Origin of the sequence: Arachidicoccus sp., from assembly GCF_050436765.1 — a bacterium.
Lineage (GTDB): Bacteria > Bacteroidota > Bacteroidia > Chitinophagales > Chitinophagaceae > Arachidicoccus.
Window position 1 is genome coordinate 1 of the sequence record NZ_JBNQGD010000240.1, and the last position, 1,295, is coordinate 1,295.

A 1,295-nucleotide genomic window follows, 5' to 3' on the forward strand; every position below is an offset into this window, starting at 1 on the left:
CCAAGAATTTTACAATTTCAATAATACCAAAATCAACTTCAACAAAGCCGTTATAGTTTGTAACAGAGAACTATCTGACAATAGCATTCCTATTTCAGCTCAACCTGCCCCCTTTACATTCAATCTGGGAGATCATTCTTTTACTCTTCCACCTCTACCTCCCAAAGAATCTTTTAGATTCCTTGGGGTCTGGTTCACCCTATCCCCTTCACACAACTTCATAAAACAACAATGTAAAACCGAGTATGCGCTGGTCGCTGCTAAACTCCGTTACAAGAAGCTGACTAATAAGCAGCTCATCTACCTCCACAATATGGTTCTCATGCCCAAAGTTCTCTTTCGGCTTAAGTCTACTCTTTTGTCTGAAAAAGACTGTCATGCAATTTCTCTACCCTTCAGATCGGTTTTTAAACGATCTCTTCAATTAGTTTCTACTACCCCTAATAATTTTCTCTCTTATCACAGAGCGATCGGTCTCACTGATCTTTTTCAGCGAAACCTTATTGATCACTCTGCTAGATTTGAACGTTTATTTAATTTAGATAATAATAATATTACCAAATTAGCCCTTTTACATAGACTAACACTAATTCAACAGGAACTTCATGTTCCCTTTTCCCCTTTATATCTTAATAATTTTAATGCTTTCTCGAAAACCAAGTGTTTTCAAATAGATAGTTTATTTAGATTACTTTATTTCTCCTCTCAAATAGGTATTAGTTTTGCTTTTAACCGTTCTACTGTTAATGCTAATTGGATTCCTATTCATGATGCCTTCCATGGAAACCCTGGTCTCTATGCGAAGTCTATTCACTTATTTCATCGGCAAATTTTTTTAGGTGCAGATCTGCGCAAGTCTGCAAGGCAAAATATCTGCGCAGGTCTGAGGACATGCCGCTGTGAGTCACAGCAAAAATTTTTGTCAAACTTGCGCAAATCTGCATTTCAAAAAAATCTGCGAAAATTTTTAATAATAAATCCTCGGAAAAATTCAAAATAATCAATTTTACTATTTTAGCAATTATGCAATAAATTTAATTTATTGATATTCAAAATATTTTAATATTGTTATTATTAGCAAAAAGTTTTTTAAAAGTAAAAAAATTAAAGAAAAAACGAAAGAAATAAACGAAAGAAATAGACCAAACAAAAAATAAAAAAAATAAAAAAAGAAAATAGCGAAATGGTCCGAAATTAATTTTTGCCGGTGCTAAATTGAGAATCTAATGTGGTAACCTAAAAAGATAAGTTTCTGTTTGGTTAACAATAGCCGAGAATTCGAAAACGACAATTAT

1 protein-coding gene is annotated in these 1,295 nt (G+C 32.9%); it reads left to right on the forward strand.

Annotation, left to right across the window (positions count from 1 at the left end; translation table 11 throughout):
• On the forward strand, positions 1-1,000 hold a 1,000-nt coding region (locus ACQR30_RS10475; RefSeq protein ID WP_429734790.1), incomplete at its 5' end, for a hypothetical protein.
• Positions 1,001-1,295 lie beyond the last annotated feature (295 nt).